Source organism: Allobosea sp. GW821-FHT09G06 (genome assembly GCF_059416005.1).
Map to the genome: position 1 here is coordinate 1,051,236 of NZ_JBWKOI010000002.1, position 16,379 is coordinate 1,067,614.

Annotated in this window: 16 protein-coding genes; 6 read left to right on the forward strand and 10 right to left on the reverse strand. The window is 66.7% G+C overall.

The window, feature by feature from the left end; all coding sequences use genetic code 11:
* Positions 1–82 precede the first annotated feature (82 nt).
* The 4 genes from AC07NY_RS15140 to AC07NY_RS15155 form a co-directional block, all read right to left on the reverse strand.
* Positions 83–1,180, reverse strand: a complete 1,098-nt coding sequence (locus AC07NY_RS15140; RefSeq protein ID WP_494584509.1) for an alpha/beta hydrolase family protein — start codon at positions 1,178–1,180, stop codon at positions 83–85.
* A gap of 14 nt (positions 1,181–1,194) precedes the next feature.
* Positions 1,195–3,495 (reverse strand): NADP-dependent malic enzyme, encoded by a 2,301-nt coding sequence (locus tag AC07NY_RS15145; protein ID WP_492284063.1) that lies wholly within the window; start codon positions 3,493–3,495, stop codon positions 1,195–1,197.
* A gap of 214 nt (positions 3,496–3,709) precedes the next feature.
* Entirely contained in the window at positions 3,710–3,946 is a 237-nt protein-coding gene (locus tag AC07NY_RS15150; protein WP_038361355.1) for an Lrp/AsnC ligand binding domain-containing protein, read from the reverse strand.
* 52 nt (positions 3,947–3,998) lie between these two features.
* Positions 3,999–4,823 carry an alpha/beta hydrolase gene (locus AC07NY_RS15155; RefSeq protein ID WP_494584510.1) on the reverse strand — a complete coding sequence of 275 codons (825 nt, stop codon included), beginning with the start codon at positions 4,821–4,823 and terminating at the stop codon, positions 3,999–4,001.
* A 140-nt stretch (positions 4,824–4,963) separates the two neighbouring features.
* Here AC07NY_RS15155 and AC07NY_RS15160 point away from each other — a divergent pair, with 140 nt between their 5' ends.
* Positions 4,964–5,959 (forward strand): asparaginase, encoded by a 996-nt coding sequence (locus AC07NY_RS15160; RefSeq protein ID WP_494584511.1) that lies wholly within the window; start codon positions 4,964–4,966, stop codon positions 5,957–5,959.
* 8 nt (positions 5,960–5,967) lie between these two features.
* On the opposite strand, the gene AC07NY_RS15165 is transcribed toward AC07NY_RS15160, so the two are convergent.
* The gene (locus AC07NY_RS15165) at positions 5,968–7,338 is read right to left on the reverse strand and encodes a TIGR03808 family TAT-translocated repetitive protein (RefSeq protein WP_494584512.1); all 1,371 of its coding nucleotides are present in this window, start codon (positions 7,336–7,338) and stop codon (positions 5,968–5,970) included.
* Between the two features lie 85 nt (positions 7,339–7,423).
* The gene (meaB, locus tag AC07NY_RS15170; RefSeq protein WP_494584513.1) at positions 7,424–8,410 is read right to left on the reverse strand and encodes a methylmalonyl Co-A mutase-associated GTPase MeaB; all 987 of its coding nucleotides are present in this window, start codon (positions 8,408–8,410) and stop codon (positions 7,424–7,426) included.
* A gap of 132 nt (positions 8,411–8,542) precedes the next feature.
* Here meaB and AC07NY_RS15175 point away from each other — a divergent pair, with 132 nt between their 5' ends.
* From AC07NY_RS15175 to AC07NY_RS15185, 3 genes are all read left to right on the forward strand, one after another.
* Positions 8,543–9,694, forward strand: a complete 1,152-nt coding sequence (locus AC07NY_RS15175) for an alpha/beta hydrolase (RefSeq protein ID WP_494584514.1) — start codon at positions 8,543–8,545, stop codon at positions 9,692–9,694.
* Between the two features lie 134 nt (positions 9,695–9,828).
* Positions 9,829–10,833 carry an alpha/beta hydrolase gene (locus tag AC07NY_RS15180; RefSeq protein WP_492284057.1) on the forward strand — a complete coding sequence of 335 codons (1,005 nt, stop codon included), beginning with the start codon at positions 9,829–9,831 and terminating at the stop codon, positions 10,831–10,833.
* A 13-nt stretch (positions 10,834–10,846) separates the two neighbouring features.
* Positions 10,847–11,731, forward strand: a complete 885-nt coding sequence (locus tag AC07NY_RS15185) for an alpha/beta hydrolase family protein (RefSeq protein WP_494584515.1) — start codon at positions 10,847–10,849, stop codon at positions 11,729–11,731.
* Positions 11,732–11,737: 6 nt separating this feature from the next.
* On the opposite strand, the gene AC07NY_RS15190 is transcribed toward AC07NY_RS15185, so the two are convergent.
* On the reverse strand, positions 11,738–12,196 hold the full coding sequence (locus tag AC07NY_RS15190) for an Lrp/AsnC family transcriptional regulator (RefSeq protein WP_494584516.1): 459 nt from the start codon (positions 12,194–12,196) through the stop codon (positions 11,738–11,740).
* Between the two features lie 145 nt (positions 12,197–12,341).
* Between AC07NY_RS15190 and AC07NY_RS15195 the strand changes: the two genes are divergently transcribed.
* Positions 12,342–13,625: a cystathionine gamma-synthase family protein gene (locus AC07NY_RS15195; RefSeq protein ID WP_494584517.1), complete on the forward strand. Its 1,284-nt coding sequence runs from the start codon at positions 12,342–12,344 to the stop codon at positions 13,623–13,625.
* Positions 13,626–13,737: 112 nt separating this feature from the next.
* Here the strand turns inward: AC07NY_RS15195 and AC07NY_RS15200 are convergent, their stop codons facing one another.
* The 3 genes from AC07NY_RS15200 to AC07NY_RS15210 form a co-directional block, all read right to left on the reverse strand.
* A complete protein-coding gene (locus AC07NY_RS15200) occupies positions 13,738–14,061 on the reverse strand; it encodes a type II toxin-antitoxin system PemK/MazF family toxin (RefSeq protein WP_494584518.1) in 324 nt (107 codons plus the stop codon).
* Positions 14,058–14,279: an antitoxin MazE family protein gene (locus tag AC07NY_RS15205; RefSeq protein WP_494584519.1), complete on the reverse strand. Its 222-nt coding sequence runs from the start codon at positions 14,277–14,279 to the stop codon at positions 14,058–14,060. The genes AC07NY_RS15200 and AC07NY_RS15205 overlap by 4 nt, the downstream gene beginning before the upstream one ends.
* Before the next feature lie 73 nt (positions 14,280–14,352).
* Positions 14,353–15,108: a DUF3750 domain-containing protein gene (locus AC07NY_RS15210; protein WP_494584520.1), complete on the reverse strand. Its 756-nt coding sequence runs from the start codon at positions 15,106–15,108 to the stop codon at positions 14,353–14,355.
* Positions 15,109–15,254: 146 nt separating this feature from the next.
* On the opposite strand from AC07NY_RS15210, the gene AC07NY_RS15215 reads away from it, so the two are divergent.
* On the forward strand, positions 15,255–16,367 hold the full coding sequence (locus AC07NY_RS15215) for a polyamine ABC transporter substrate-binding protein (RefSeq protein WP_494584521.1): 1,113 nt from the start codon (positions 15,255–15,257) through the stop codon (positions 16,365–16,367).
* The last annotated feature ends 12 nt before the right edge of the window (positions 16,368–16,379 follow it).

A 16,379-nucleotide genomic window follows, 5' to 3' on the forward strand; every position in this document is an offset into this window, starting at 1 on the left:
GGGCGCCGTTGCGAGCGATGCCCGACCGATGAAGTAGAGCCTGCCTGATTGAGTCTGCCAAGTCGGAAAAGCCGACCTTGCGCTAGGGGGCTTCGACGGCCCGGTCGTTCTCGAAGGCCACGCGGCAATCCCCGGCCTTCTTGCCGCAATCCGCCAGCGTGTTCCGTCTGGCCGTTTCGAGGTCCCGTTCGCCAAAGCGATAGGTGAAGCTCTTGCCAGTCGGGCTCACGGCCATCGCCTTTTCACCGGGAGCGCTGAAATAGTTCTCGAATACCGGAGCACGGCCTTCGAGCCCGATGCGTTCGAATTCTGCCTTGGGCCGTCCGGGCGTCAGGGTCGGCAGGTTCCAGGCACGCAAGGAGGCGTCCATCTCCCGCAGCCAGACAAAACGGGCTCGGCCGTTCTGGAAGGCCGCATGGCCGCGAGGGAGGACCTCCGGCAACGCAATGAGGCGCACGTCGCCGCCACGGTCGAGGGCCACCGCCCGGATGCGGTCGACCAGGGATGGTGGGAAAAGCTCGTCGTTGCCGGCATAGACCCAGAGCTGCGGCAGCGTATCCTTCCACGGCCAGTGCCGGATGGTCGCGACAAGTGCGTCCCGGCCCTTCTCGACGCAATCGCCGAGTTCGAGCCCGCCGGCGACGTTGATCACGGCCTTCAGGCCCGGCGGCTTGCGCTGGGCCAGTGCCATGACCGCGGCGCCGCCTGCCGATTCGCCCAGGGCGATGATGCGGTCGGACGCGACGTCGGGCCGCTCGGCCAGCGCCTTGAGCGCGGCCTCGAGCTCCTTCGCGTCGCTCTCGAAGCGCTGCGCCATGTCGGGCAGTGCGCAGCTCGCGCCTTCCGTCGAGAAGGGACCGTCCGATTGTCCGAAGCCACGCCGGACGACGACCGCGGCAAGCCAGCCACGGCGGGCGAGATCGCGGGCGATCGAGGCGTAGTTGACGGCGCGCAGATCGCTCATCCGCATATTGCCCGGCGCCTTGCCGTGCGTGATCAATGCGAGTGGCAACTTGCCCGAGCCCCGATCCGGGCGGATGATCAGGGTTTCGAGGCGCGCTGCGCGGCCTTCGATCTGGACGCGCAGGAATCCGTGCTCCTCGCGCAGCGCCTCCTGTGCCCCTGCCGCCGCCGCGGGCAGGCAGAGGCCGATGACAAGGGCGGGCAGGACGCGTGCCATGGGCCCCGTGCCGGCTAGCCGGCCGCCGCAGCGGCTGCGCGCTCCTGCGCCTCGACCACTGCGACGGCGGTCATGTTGACCACGCCGCGCGCCGTCACCGAGCCGGTGAGGATATGCGCGGGCTTGGCCGTGCCGATCAGGATCGGGCCGACCGGCAGCGCATCGGCCATCACCTTGGCGAACTGGTAGGAGATGTTGGCGGCGTCGAGATTGGGGAAGATCAGGATGTTCGCCACATCCTTCAGCGTCGAGGAGGGCAGGACGCGCTCGCGGATCAGCGGGACGAGGGCGGTGTCGGCCTCCATCTCGCCGTCGCATTCGAGATGCGGCGCACGCTCGCGGATCAGCTTCAGCGCCTTGCGCATCTTGAGCGAGGAGGGCGTATCGGCCGCCCCGAAATCGGAATGCGAGAGCAGGGCGACTTTCGGGGCGATGCCGAAGCGCTGGACATGGTCGGCCGCGAGCACGGTCATGTCGGCGATCTCTTCCGCCGTCGGGTCGTGCTTCACATGGGTGTCCGACAGGAAGAAGGCGCCCTTGTTGGTGATGATCAGCGTCATCGCCGCGATGTCGCAGACGCCCGGCGCCAGGCCGATGATGTCCTTGATATGCCGCAGCCGCGACATGAACCGGCCTTCGAGGCCGGAGATCATCGCATCGGCCTCACCGCGCGCCACGGCGAGCGCCGCGATCACGGTGTTGTTGGTGCGCACCAGCGCGCGCGCGGCCTCCGGCGTGATGCCGCGCCGGCCGGCGATGTCGAGATAGCTCTGGACGTAGTCGCGGTAGCGCGGGTCGTCCTCGGGGTTGACCACCTCGAAATCGGTGCCGGGCCTGAGCGTCAGGCCGAAGCGCTGGATGCGGGTCTCGATCACGCTCGGGCGGCCGATCAGGATCGGGATCGCGAGCCCTTCCTCCAGCGCGACCTGGGCGGCGCGCAGCACGCGCTCGTCCTCGCCCTCGGCGTAGATCACCCGCTTGGGATCGGCCTTGGCCTTCTGGAACAGCGGCTTCATCAGGAAGCCGGAGCGGAAGACGAAGCGCGAGAGCTGCTCGCGATAGGCCTCGACATCGACCAGCGGCTTGCGGGCGACGCCGGTGACCATCGCGGCCTCGGCGACGGCCGGGGCGATGCGCATGATCAGGCGCGGGTCGAACGGGTTCGGGATCAGCGAGTTCGCGCCGAAGGTCGAGGCCTCGCCGCCATAGGCGCGCGCCGCGATGTCGGAGGTCGCCTCGCGGGCGAGAGAGGCGATGGCGCGCACGGCGGCGAGCTTCATCGCCTCGTTGATCGTCGTCGCCTGCACGTCGAGCGCGCCGCGGAAGATATAGGGGAAGCACAGGACGTTGTTGACCTGGTTCGGATAGTCCGAGCGGCCGGTGCAGATCATCGCGTCCGGACGCACCGCGAGCGCGTCCTCGGGCGTGATCTCGGGGTTGGGGTTGGCGAGCGCCAGGATCAGCGGCTTCGGCCCCATTTGCTTCGCCATCTCGGGCTTCAGCACGCCGGCGGCGGAGAGGCCGAGGAAGACGTCGGCGCCGCCGATGACCTCGGCCAGGGTCCGTGCGTCGGTCTCCTGCGCATAGACTTCCTTCCAGCGGTCCATCAGCGTGTTGCGGCCCTTGTAGACCACGCCGTCGAGATCGGTGAGCCAGATATTCTTGCGCTGCGCGCCGAGCTCGACCAGCAGGTTGGTGCAGGCGAGTGCGGCCGCGCCCGCGCCGGAGACGACGATCTTGACGTCGGCGATCTTCTTGCCGGCGAGGTCGAGCCCGTTGAGGACGGCGGCCGAGACGATGATCGCCGTGCCGTGCTGGTCGTCATGGAAGACCGGGATCTTCATCCGGGCCTTGAGCTGCTCCTCGATCTCGAAGCATTCCGGCCCCTTGATGTCCTCGAGATTGATGCCGCCGAAGGTCGGCTCCAGCGCCGCGACCACCTCTACGAATTTCTCGATGTTCTTCTGCTCGACCTCGATGTCGAAGCAGTCGATGCCGGCGAATTTCTTGAAGAGGACGGCCTTGCCTTCCATCACCGGCTTGGAGGCGAGCGGACCGATATCGCCGAGGCCGAGCACGGCGGTGCCGTTGGTGATGACGGCGACGAGGTTCTGGCGCGAGGTCAGCTCGGCCGCCTCGGAGGGATCGTCGACGATCGCCTCGCAGGCGGCGGCGACGCCGGGCGAATAGGCGAGCGCCAGGTCGCGCTGGTTGCCGAGCGGCTTGGTCGCCTGGATCTCAAGCTTACCGGGCCGGGGCTGGCGGTGATAGACGAGCGCGCCCGAGCGCAGATCGGTGGAGAGCGTGCTTTTCATGGCGCGAAGATCCCTGCAGTCCGAAGGATGCTGGTCGCGCGAAAGCCCCCATGCCGTCAAGCCGTCGACACCGCTAGCAGTTTCGCCGGTGCGGAAAGGGTGATGCGGGCGCGAACTTGAATCAATCTGGCAAGATGCTGAATCGGCTTGCGAGAAACCGCACGCAAGCGTTGGAAACGATTCGACAAATTTCCAGCGCCGCCGGCGCGAAGGATCAGAACGCCTTGAACGTGATGATCGTGTGGGTGTCGGCGATCTCGGGGATCGACTGCACCTTCTGCGCGACGAAATGGCCGATATCGACATCGGCCGCCACGTGGAACTTGGCCAGGATGTCGTAATTGCCGGCGGTCGAGTAGATCTCGGAAGCGATCTCGCGATCGGCCAGCTCGCTGGCGACCTCGTAGGTCTTGCCGAGCTTGCATTTGATCTCGACGAAGAAGGTCTGCATCGCGCGCTCCGAAACTCTGATGGGTCTGGATAGAACCCCAGGCGTGGGAAGATCAAGCGCCTGCGAGCGCGGCGATGCGTCGTGTCATCGCATTCTCCGGATCGGTCAGCCCGGCGATCACGGTGAAATGGTTGGCGCCGGGGATTTCCTCATAGCGTGTCGTCACCCCTTCCAGCCCCCAGACATCGACAAGCCGGCGGCTCTGCCGGTGGTACTCGTCGCTCTCGCCCCCGCCGACCACGGCATCCATCGTCAATCGCGACGGTGCGGGCCAGAACAGCGGGCTTTCCAGTTCCGCGGCAGCCAGGTCGAGATTCAATGCCTTGTTGATGCTGGTCTCGACGAGGGGCTTCAGGTTGTAGAGGCCGGAAATGCCATAGGCGGCCGGCACGAGTTGATCGGGCAGGTCGGGATCGACATTCTTCCAGTCGGTGGCAAGCGTGCAGGCACTGAGATGGCCGCCGGCGGAATGCCCGGACGCGACGACCGGGAGGCCGAAACGCCGCCACAGGGCAGCCGCCGCCTGCTGCAGTTCCCAGACGATATGGCCGAGATGGACCTGCGGGCAGAGATCGTAGCCGACGACCGCGACGGGAAGGCCGAGTCGGTTCAGCCCCCGTGCCATATGAGAGAAATAGCTGCGGTCGAGCGCCTGCCAGTAGCCGCCATGGATGAACATCACCAGCGCGTTGCCGCGGATCGTCTCGGGCTTGAACAGATCGTAGGCCTGACGCTCGCCCTCGCCATAGGAGACGTCGAGCTCGCACAGCGCCTCGCTGCGATAGGCGGCGGCATCGGCCTGCCAGCCGGCGATGATGCCAGGATGTTCCGGCACGCGGGCGCGATTGTTATATTCGGTCTCGTAGTCCGGGGACATCGGTCTTCCATCGCTGAGGGGCGTGGGTCTGTCGGGCGGCACCGTGGCAGCCCGGCGCGCTTCGCGCCAGCGCTTTTGACAGGGCCCCGCTCCGGCGCCAAAAGGCGGCAAGCCCATAGCAATGGGCAACGGAGGTCGCCATGGAAAACCCTGTTCTCGCCGAGGTCACGCGCGGCAATGTCGTCGAATCGCGCCATCGTGGCGCGGCGATCGTCATCGATGCCGATGGCGGGGTGGTCTTCTCGGCCGGCGATGTCGAGCGGCCGGTTTTCCCGCGCTCGGCCGTCAAGGCGATCCAGGGCCTGCCCTTGATCGAGAGCGGCGCCGCCGACCGCTACGGGCTGACCGAGGCCGAGATTGCGCTCGCCGTCTCCTCGCATTCGGGCGAGCCGCTCCATGCCGAAACCTCGCTCGCGATGCTGCGCAAGGCCGGCCGCGATGCCGGCTGCCTCGAATGCGGCGCGCATTGGCCGTCGAACGAGCTGGTCTCCCGCGCCCTGGCGAAGTCGGGCGCCGAGCCCAGCGCCCTCAACAACAACTGCTCCGGCAAGCATGCCGGCTTCGTCTGCCTGTCCTGCAACATGGACGAGGATCCCAAAGGCTATGTGACGGCGGGCCACCCGGTACAGCAGGCCGTGCGCGGCGCGCTGGAGGCGGTGACGGGCGCCGCGCACAGTGCCGACCGCATGGGCATCGATGGCTGCTCGATCCCGTCCTATGCCGTGCCGCTTTCGGCGCTGGCGCTGGGCTTCGCCCGCTTCGGCACCGGCCGCGGCTTCGGGCCGGAGCGGGCGAAGGCGGCGGCGCGTATTCGCGCAGCGGCGGCGGCCCATCCCTTCATGGTCGCCGGCACCGGTCGCTACGACACCCGCCTGATGGACCTGCTGGGGGCTCGCGCCTTCACCAAGACCGGCGCCGAGGGCGTCTACTGCGCCGCCCTGCCGGAGCTGGGCTACGGCATCGCCCTGAAATGCGATGACGGCGCCGGCCGCGCCGCCGAGATCGCACTCGGCGCGCTGATCGCGCGTTTCCTGCCGATGGACGACGCCACGCAGGCCGCCTTCGCGCCGCTGCGCGAGACCGTGCTGAAGAACTGGAACGGCACCGAGGTCGGGCGCATCCGCGCTCCCGCCTGAGGCGAGCTTCAACGCACCGCGTTGTTCGCGACCACGATCCCCGAGGCCCTGGCATCGGGGGCCTTGGTCAAGTCGCCCGTGACGGGCTTGCCGTATTCGGTGCCGATCACGGCACCGTCGCGGGCTTCGGCGATCACGTTGTTGGCGACCAGCGCGTTGCGCTCCTTCGGCACCAGCGAGACCGAGATGCCGATCCCGGTCTTGCGGATGACGTTGCCGGTGGCGGCGAGGTTGCGCATGCCCCAGGACCAGCCGAGCGCGATGCCGATATCGCTGGCCTCCTCGATGACGTTGCCGGTCACCGCTGCTTCCGCCTCGACATGGATGCCGTAGCCGCCGACCGGGTCCTTGCTGTAGGGCACGGCCTTGCGCGTCGCCCGGCGGATGATGTTGTTGGCGCAGACCGCCATGCGCCCACCCTGGTCGAGATTGGTCATGGAGGCGCCGGACGTGCAGTCCTCGACATGGTTGTTGGCGATGATCGCGCCCTCGAAGGCGAATTCGCTATAGAGAGCGACTTCACCGCAGCGCCGCCCCTGATTGCCGAGAATCTGGACGCCGGAGCCGGAATTGTTGCGGATGAAGCTCAGCGCGCAGTCGCGCAGCTGGTTGCCCTCGATGATGACGCCGCCGGCGCGGAAGACGCTGATGCCGTTGCCGTTCTGACCGCTGCCGCCGCCATCGGTGCGGATGCGCAGGACATGGTTGCCGCGCACGATCGATCCGTCGTCGCCCACTTGGCTGCGCCAGACCTGGATGCCGTTATTGCCGCAATCCTCGACCCGGTTCTGCTCGACGGTGAGCCCTCTCGAATCGATGGCGAACAGGGCGGCATCCCGCATGTCGCGGAAGCGGCTCGCCGTGACGCGTCCGCCGCAACGATCGAGCGTCAATCCAACCGAGCCAGCCTTGGCGAAGGCGCAGCCGGAAATCGTGAATTCGCCGACATTCTCCGCCACAAGCAAACCGCTGCGCTGGGCCGAGGGAATGTCGAGCCCGTCGAAGCTCAGGCCGGTCAGCTCGGCTCGGCCGATATTGCGCGCGAGCAGCAGCGGCTGGCCGCTTGCCGTGACTAGATGCGTTTCGCCGGGCACACCGACGATCCGTGCATTCTCGGGCAGGGTGACGCTGCCGACCCGGTAGCGGCCGGGTGGTAACAGGAGCGGGCTTCCGCGCGTGGCAGCCTGCTTGAGGGCGGCCTGCAACTGCCGCGACTGATCCTCAGTGGCGCCGGGCCGCAGCCCTAACTGGCTGGCGTCGAGTCCGAGATGGCCGAGCGGACCGGCAGCCGTGCCGCGCGACTGTGCCGAGGCGGGCAGAACGGCCGAGGCCGTGCCGAAAAGGCCCATCGCCAGCGCGCTGCGTCGGGAAAGCACCATGGAATCTCCTGCTCGGCGGCGACGGATCAAGCCGTATGCCAGCCTCGGCTGTGCCGATCTGGAACCGGGGTGCACGACGCGAGCCCTACAATCCCAGCGCCCGCGCGATTTCGTCAGCGGCTGATGTAGGGGGCAGGCGGCCGGCCGCGACGGCGGCCTCCAGCTCCGGCGTGCGGGCCTTCAGAGCGGGATCGTGCCGGAGCCTGGCCTGCAACCGGTCCTGCACCATCGCCCACATCCATTTGACGTCCTGCCGGCGGCGCTTGTCGGCGATCAGTCCCTTGGCCTCGAAGCGGGCGCGGTGATCCTCGACCTTCGACCAAAGCGCGTCGAGCCCGAGCCCGGTCAATCCCGAGATCGTCACGACCGGCGTGCTCCACAAAGACGGGGCCGGCGCCAGAATGTGCAACGCCGCCTTGTACTGGGCGGCGGCCGCGCGGGCAGGCGTCGCGCCGTCGCCATCGGCCTTGTTGACCGCGATCATGTCGGCGAGCTCGATGATGCCCTTCTTGATGCCCTGCAATTCGTCGCCGGCATTGGGCAGCATCAGCACGAGGAAGAAATCGGTGAGGTCGGCGACTGCGGTCTCCGACTGGCCGACGCCAACCGTCTCGACCAGGATCACGTCGAAGCCGGCGGCCTCGCAGAGCAGCATCGTCTCGCGGGTCTTGGCGGCGACGCCGCCGAGCGTGCCCGAGGAAGGCGAGGGGCGGATATAGGCATTGGGGTCGATCGCGAGCCGGGCCATCCGCGTCTTGTCGCCGAGGATCGAGCCGCCGGTACGGGTCGAGGAGGGGTCGACCGCCAGCACTGCGACCTTGTGGCCTTTTTCCGTGAGATAGGTACCGAGCGCATCGATCGTGGTCGATTTGCCGACGCCGGGCACGCCGGTGATGCCGACCCGGATGGCACGGCCGGTATGCGGAAGCAGCCGCTGGATCAGGGCCTGCGCCTGCTCGCGATGGTCGGCACGGCGCGATTCCGCCAGCGTTATCGCCCGGGCCAGCGCTGCGCGCTCGCCGGCGAGGATCGCGTCGCCGAGCGGATCGGCTGGAGAGCTGCTTTCGACCATGCCTCCAGTTAGCAAGTCGCGGGAGCGGGCGACAAGGCGTCCTCGCGCTTCACTTGCTTCATCACTGTGTCATGTGCGCATCTTGTGAATTCGCTGTTGCGGTGAGACGACTTGGCGATGATGTGCGTGGCGATGCGGCTTCGTGTTTTCCTGTTGGCCCTGTTTCTCCCGCTGGCGCTCGCGGCCTGCGGCACGCCGCGCGTGCTGGAGCTGAGCCAGGCCCCTAAGGCGGACGTTGCGGGGACCGTCCAGATCTATGTCGCGACGACCCGCGAGGCCTCGGCGCAGCCGGTCTATTTCAGCGGCGAGCGTGGGCCGAAGCTCTCCTTCGCCCGCCTCGACATCACCGTGCCGCTCGTCCACAAGTCCGGCAATCTGGAGCTGCCCGACTCGGGCCCGGGCGACCCGGCGAAGCATTTCACCGCGACCAATCTCCAGAAGCTCGACCTCGCGCCGGTCGTTTCCGACGTGCGCAGGGAGCTCGCACGGCGGCCGGCTTCCCAGCGCGACGTGCTGGTCTTCGTCCACGGCTACAACACGAATTTCGCCGATTCCGTCTATCGTTTTGCCCAGATCGTCCATGATTCCGGCTTCAAGGGCGTGCCGGTGCTGTTCACCTGGCCCTCGCGCGGCCAATTGCTGGCCTATCCCTATGATCGCGAAAGCGCCTTCTATTCCCGCGATTTCCTCGAAGCGAACCTGCGTGCCATTGCCCGCGATCTCGGCCCGTCGCGCATGGACATCCTCGCTCATTCCATGGGCACGTTGCTGACGCTGGAGACGCTTCGGCAGGCCGCGATCCGGGGCGACGGCGCCTTCGGCGGCAAGTTGCGCGACGTCATGCTCGCGGCACCCGACGTCGATCTCGACGTGTTCCGGATGCAGATGCGCGAAATCCGGCGGCCGATAACGGTTTTCGTTTCGGCTGATGACCGGGCGCTCGACTTCTCCCGGCGCTTCGCCGGTGACAAGAAGCGATTGGGCGCGGTGTCGAGCAAGGACACCGAGACGATCGCGGAGCTGGAAAAGCTCGGCGTGCGGCTGATCGACCTCTCCGAGGTTTCTTCCGGCGACAGCCTCAACCATGCGAAATTCGCATCCTCGCCGAAGGTCGTGCAGATGATCGGCCAGCGGCTACAGCAGGACAAGGGTATCGGTTTCGCCGGGCCGCAATTCGGCGACAGGCTGGGCGATGTCGCCGGTGGCGTGATGGGAACGGTCGGATCGACCGTCGGACTGGTCGTCACCGCGCCGATCCAGATCATCTCCGGCGCGGCGCAGTGATGTCGCTTCCGTGCAGCGCCTGCGCGATTGCGCGCAGGCGGCGGCAGCCTTGCCCCATTCTGGCCGCCTTGCCCTGCCTTTAGAGGTCCGGCTGCCAGTTCGGCCTCTCACATTCTGACCGGATGCCTGTCTCCATGCCCGTTACAAGGCGCGCCTTTTCATGCCGTTCGCTGGCCCTCGCCGCGTTCCTGCCGCTCGGCCTCGCCGCTTGCGCGCAGAGCGAGGCGAGCGTGTCGCCCTTTTCCGAGCCCGAACGCGCCGATACCTCGGCGCTCGGCAAGGACCCGCGGCTGCTCGTCGTAACGACGCGCCGCTCGACCGGTAACGCCACGCCCTATTTCAACACGGATCGCGGCCCGCTGACCTTTGCCGAGGTCAGACTGTCGCCGCCCGGGCGCGGCATTTCGGGCAGGGTCTCCTCTGCGGTGAGCGGCGACTGGGCGGTGCTCGGCGTTTCGCGCGAGACGTCGGGAGATGCGGCGCGGGCCTTCGCGGACGCTGCGAACGGACGCGACGTCCTGCTCTACATCCACGGTTTCAACGAGACCTTCGAGACCGCCGCGCGCAGCGCCGGCCAGCTCTCGCATTCGCTGGAGTTCCAGGGCCGCACGGCGCTGTTCACCTGGCCCTCCGGCGGCAAGCTCTTCGACTACGCCTATGATCGCGAGAGCGCGCTCTGGTCGCGCGACGGCTTCGTCCAGGCGCTGCAGGCGCTCGTCGCCAACCCGACCGTCGGCCGCATCCATATCGTCGCCCATTCGATGGGCACTTTCCTGACGCTGGAAGGCCTGCGCGAATTGCGCGATTCCCAGGAGATCTACGCCCGGATCGGCTCGGTCGTGCTGGCCTCGCCCGATGTCGATATCGATGCCTTCGAGCAGACGGTGAAGAAGCTCGGGCCGCTGGCGCAGCGCATGACCGTGATCATCGATCCCGGCGACCGGGCACTGGCCGTCTCCGCCCGTATCGCCGGCGGCGTCGCGCGCGCCGGTGCTGCGGATCGCTCGCGGCTGGAGGCCTTGGGTGTCAGGGTCGCCGATACGTCCGGGCGGGGCTGGAGCATGCTGCGTCACGATCTCTTCCTGTCCAATAGCGAGGTCACGCAGGTCGTGCGCCGCGCCATGGATCGCGGCGGCTAAAGGAGCGGGCGAAATGAAGGTCCTTGGCAGGAGAGCGGTGGTCGTCGCGCTGGCGCTGGGCTTCGGCCTTTCCGCCGCCCCTGCCGAAACGCCGGCACTTTTCGTCGGGACCGGCTCGGCCGAGGGCAGCTATGCCGATCCGCTGCCGGCGACCGTCGCGGTGTCGACCTATGCGCCGCCGGCTTGCGCGACTAGGCCTTGCCCGCTGTTGATCGCGATCCACGGCATGGGCCGCAATGCGAAGGGTGCGCGCGATGCCTGGAAGGACACTGCCGACCGGGCCGGCTTCCTCGTGCTTGCGCCACGCTTCGACAAGGAGCAGTTTCCGAGCCGCGTGTTCCAGCAGGCGGGGGTGCGCGGCGAGCCGGACATGGCGAAATGGACCTTCGGCCTGATCGAGCGGCTGTTCGACGCCGCCCGCGCCAGCGGCCGTGTTGCCGGCGACAGCTACACGATCTTCGGCCATTCGGCCGGCGCGCAGTTCGTGCATCGCATGGTCATGCTGATGCCGGAGGCGCGCATCGCGACGGCGGCCGTGGCGAATGCCGGCTACTACACGCTGCCGGCGCTCGCTGGCGAGCGCGCCTATCCCTATTCGCTCAAGGGTACGCCTGCCACCGATGCCGCGCTGGCACGCGCCCTCGCCAAGCCGATGTTCGTCATGCTCGGTGATCAGGACATCGATCCCAATCACCACCAGCTCAACAAATCGCGCGGTGCCGAAGAGCAGGGTGCGACCCGCTTCGCCCGCGGCGAGCATTTCATGGCTGCGGCCCGCGACGAAGCGCGCCGCCTCGGGGTGATGCTGCGCTGGCGGGAGGTCGTCGTGCCCGGCGTCGCGCATCAGCAGAGCGGCATGGCCAAGGCTGCGGCGGCGGAGCTGTTCGGCTCTCGCTGAAGCTTTTTAGATAGGCGGCAGGCCCGAGCGCTTCTTGATCGTCGCCAGCGCGAAATTGGATTCGACCGACTGGATACATTTCAGCCGCGTCGCCTTCTGCTTCAGGAAGCGCTCATAGCCCTCGATGCCATCCGTGACGACGCGCAGCAGGTAATCCTGCGAGCCGGTCATCAGGTAGCACTCCGCCACCTCGCTCCAGCTTTCGACGGCTTTCTCGAATTCGGATATCTGCTCCTGGTTCTGCTGGGTCAGTCGCACCGAGACGAAGACGCTGAAGGGCAGGCCATAGGCCTTGGGGTCGATGACCGCCGTATAGCCCTGGATGACGCCGGTCTCTTCCAGCCGCTTCAGGCGCCTGAGGCAGGGGGTCGGTGACAGCCCGACGCGCTGCGACAGGTCCTGATTGGTGATGCGCCCGTCCTCGCGCAGCACGGCGAGAATCCGGCGGTCGATGCTGTCGAGCACGATATGCTCCATCCCTGTCAAAAATGAGCAGAAAGCTGCTCACGGCACATTAGGATGATGCTGATCGGCCAAGCAATGGCGCGATGATGGGAATAATCTGGTGTCAGAAACCGGCCTGCATCGCAGGATCGCAAGGGAGACGGCCATGAGCGAAGATAACTACCACAAGGACCGGATCGCCAACCGCAAGCTCCATCCCGAGACACTGATGATGGGCTTCGGCTATTCGCCGGCCATGTCGGAAGGCTCGCTCAAGCCGCCGGTCTTCCTGACCTCGACCTTCGTTTTCGAGAACGCCCAGCAGGGCAAGGACTTCTTCGACTTCACCTCGGGCCGGCGCCAGCCCAAGCCCGGCGAGAAGCCTGGCCTGGTCTATTCGCGCTTCAACCATCCCAACATGGAGATCCTGGAGGATCGCCTGGCGATCTGGGACGAGGCCGAGAAATGCGCGGTCTTCGCCTCAGGCATGGCGGCGATCGCGACGACCTGCTTCGCCTTCCTGCGGCCGGGCGACACGATCCTGCATTCGCGCCCGCTCTATGGCGGCACAGAGACGCTGCTGAAGAACCAGATGGGCGCCTTCGGCGTCACGCCCTTCGGCTTCACCGATGGTCTCGACATCGAGCAGATGCGTGACGTCGCCCGCGCCGCTGCCGCCAAGGGCCGCGTTGCGATGATCCTGGTCGAGACCCCGGCGAACCCGACCAACGGCCTCGTCGATCTCGCCGCCTGCAAGATGATCGCCGACGAGCTGGAGAAGTCTCAGGGCCACCGCCCGCCCGTCGTCGTCGACAACACCATGCTCGGCCCGAAATACCAGAAGCCGCTGAAGCAGGGCGCCGACCTGTCGCTGCTCTCGCTGACCAAATATGTCGGCGGCCATTCCGATCTCGTTGGCGGCTCGATCAGCGGCTCCGAGGCGCTGGTGCGGCAGGTGAAGGCCTGGCGCGGCTCGCTCGGCACGCAGGCCGATCCGAATTCCTGCTGGATGCTGATGCGCTCGCTGGAGACGCTCGACATCCGCATGAGCCGCGCCAACGAGAACGCCAAGCTCGTGGCGGAGTATCTGGAGAGCCATCCGAAGGTCGCTCGTGTCCACTATCTCGGCAATCTTGCGGATGGCGACCCGCGCAAGGCCGTCTTCGATCGCCAGTGCACGGCGGCGGGCTCGACCTTCGCCTTCGACGTCAAGGGCGGAGAGAAGGAGGCTTTCGCGCTGCTCGACAACCTCCAGATCATGAAGCTCGCGGTCAGCCTCGGCGGCACCGAGACGCTGGTCTCGCACCCGGCCGCGATGACCCATTCTGGCGTCGCCCGTGAAATGCGCGAGGAGATCGGTCTGACCGATGCGCTGATCCGCATTTCCGTCGGCATCGAGAATATCGAGGACCTGATCTCGGATCTGGCGCAGGCTTTCGAGGCAGTTTGAGGAGCGTCCGCCGTCATGCTCGGGCTTGACCCGAGCATCTCGGAAACCAGCGTCTTCGCGTCCTGAGATTCTCGGGTCGAAGCTATGCTTCGCCCGAGAATGACGATCGAGCTCAACCGAGCCCAAGAAACAGCGCCAGCGACCTGTTCACCGCGATCATCATCTCGGGGTCGAGACGGCCGAAAACCCGGCCGATCTGCTCTCGGCGCACGGTCATCGCCTTGTCGACCATGATCTGGGAGGCAAGGCGTAAGCCGTTCGTCGCGTCGGGCTCCACCGTCAACCGGATCAATGGCGCGTCGACGAGATCGCTGGAGATAAGCAGCAGGGTTACTGTCGCTGTCGGCCCGAACGGATCGGCCTGAACGATCAGGGCAGGGCGCGGCTTGCCGAAATCCCCCGCGATTGCGACGGTGACGAGGTCGCCGCGCTTCATTCAGGCGCACGGTCCAGGTCGTCCAGCGCCGCGTCGAGGAACGCATCCAGTTCCCGATCGGCGCTGTCGCTGACGGCAACCAGACGCGCCTGACGGCGGCATTCCTCGTTGAACCCCGGCCGTCGCGTATCGGGAACCCAGATCTGCACCGGCCGCAATCCGGCCGCCCGCAAGGCGTCGCGGCGCTTCTGGACGCGTCTGGCTGTCGAACTGGCCATTCGGATACTTCCTGATGAGCGTTACATGTAACGTTCATCGCCTTGCCCTGCAAGCTGCCGGACGCTGCGAGGCTTAAACCCCGACCCGTCCCCAGCCCGGCAGCTTCAGCGCCGGGCTGCGCAGGTCGAGCCCGGCGACGAGGCCGAGCAGGTTGATCTCGATGCCCTCGACCCAGCCCACGGTGACGCCGGCGAGCCCGTAGAGCGAGGCCTGGATGCCGGTGCGGCTGGCGGTCAGCCCGGCGAAGAGCCCGTCGGCGCGCCAGTCCTTGCCCAGCGCGGTCGGCGGCAGCGCCTGCCGGAGCTCGGGCACCTCCGCCAGGACATGCTGGACGAAGCTGTTCGAGTTCGGCCCCGGCCAGGCGATATAGCTGCCGGGGCTGGAATAGGCGTAGTCAGCCACCGCGGCGCGGATGCGCGGGATCAAACGCTCGGCCGCCTCGCCGCGAATTTCCGCGACAGGCTCCGGCATGTTGCCGAACCAGCGGCCATCGGCATCGCGATGGTTGACCCGGACCGGCGCGCCCCAGCCGACGACATCGAAGCGGGTGTAGGCGGAAACGCCACGCTCCTTCACCACGACCCAGGAATGGTGGGCGAAGATGCCGCGCCAGCGCCCGACACGCGCGGCGAAGACATGCACCGTCGCTTCGGGCTCGACGGAAGCTGCCGGCAGCAGCTTGGCGCTGGTCCAGTCGGCGCGCTGCCAGTTCGGCGCATGCGTCTGCCAGTACCACCAGCCCGCATGGCTCGCGAGCGGTAGCAGGAAGGCGATCGCGAAGAACAGCAGGAAGCGGCGGAACAGGCGCATGCGGTACGGTATGTGCATGACGGTGGGGGCCGGCAAGGCTGCCGCCGTTCACGCTTGCGTCAGGCGCAGCTTGCCTGTGCGCGGGCATCCGGTCGCGCCCGATCGCGGTTGATGCCGGGGGGAAAGCTGGTAGCGTGCGCGCGCCAACACGATGGAGGGGCGGATTGGGTAGGGCGACGAAGCGACTGACCGAGGCGATTGCCGCTTGCGCGATCGGACTGGGACTTCTGGCCACGCCGGTGGCCGCGCAGGACAAGCAACTGCGCATCTTCAACTGGTCTGATTATGTCGATCCGGAGGTGCTTGATGCCTTCAAGAAGGAAACCGGCATCACCGTCGTCTACGACACCTTCGACCAGATGGAGACGGTCGAGACCAAGCTTCTCGCCGGCAAGACCGGCTACGACCTGATCGTCGTCACCGCCTCCTTCCTGCCGCGCCATATCCCGCTCGGCCTTTATCAGCCGGTCGACAAGGACAAGGCGCCGAACCTCAAAAACCTCTGGCCGGAAATCCAGACAAGGCTCTCGAAATACGATCCCGGCAACAAATACGCCGTGAACTACATGTGGGGCACTACGGGGATCGGCTACAACACCGCCAAGATCAAGGAGCGCCTCGGCCCCGATGCGGTGATCGACAGCTGGAAGGTCGTCTTCGAGCCGGAAACGCTGAAGAAGCTCTCGAATTGCGGTGTCCATGTGCTCGACGCAGTCGAGGAGATGTTCCCGGCGACCTTGCGCTATCTCGGGCTCGACCCCGACTCGAAGAACGAGGCCGATCTCAACAAGGCCGGCGAGCTGCTGCGCAAGATCCGTCCGCACATCCAGAAGTTCCACTCATCGGAATATATCAACGCCTTGGCAAACGGCGATATCTGCCTGGCTGTCGGCTATTCCGGCGATATCCTTCAGGCGAAGAAGCGGGCCGAGGAAGCCAAGAACGGCGTCCAGATCGCCTATTCGATCCCGAAGGAAGGCGCGCTGATGTGGTTCGACTCCCTCGTGATCCCGAAGGATGCCGGCAATGTTGAGGCTGCCCTGAAGTTCATCGACTTCGTCAACAAGCCCGCCATGGCCGCGAAGAACTCGGACTTCATCCAGTACGCCAACGGCAACCTGGCCTCGAAGCCGTTCCTGTCGGCGGCGGTGCGCGACAATCCCGGCATCTATCCGTCGGACGCGGTGATGGGGCGGCTCTACACGATCACGCCCTATGACCAGAAGGCCCAGCGGCTGGTGAACCGGCTCTGGACCCGCGTCAAGACCGGCAAGTGACCGGCTTCGGAC